Raw genomic sequence first — 428 nt, forward strand, 5'->3', positions numbered from 1 at the left:
AAACAAAGAGATGCCGTTTATAGTACATGCTGAAAATCAGGAAGTAGAAGTATTGGGTACTCATTTTAACATCAATAGCTACGCTGATGAAGCTTCAACAAAAACAACTTTATTAGAAGGGTCAGTTAAAGTAACAGCCCAGGGCAACCAAAAGGTGCTTACTCCTGGTGATCAGGCTCAGATTAATAAAAATGCTAAAGAGATTAAAGTTATGCAGGTCAGTCTGGAAGAAGCCGTTGCATGGAAAAATGGTTATTTCGTATTTAATGATGAAAAACTGGAAAGCATTATGCATCGCGTGTCCAGATGGTACGACGTTGATTATGAATTTGAAGGTAAGCAAGGAAATTTATCGTTTTTAGGTGTAATAGAACGAACAAAAAATATATCATCCTTATTAAAAGTGTTAGAATCAACAGGGAATGTTC

Annotated in this window: 1 protein-coding gene; it reads left to right on the forward strand. The window is 35.7% G+C overall.

All coding sequences use genetic code 11. The features are described 5' to 3' along the window. A partial coding sequence (locus tag AC1DG9_RS27775; RefSeq protein WP_477635799.1) for a FecR family protein occupies nt 1-428 on the forward strand: 428 nt, incomplete at both ends.

This window comes from Pedobacter sp. 05L430 (assembly GCF_056397585.1).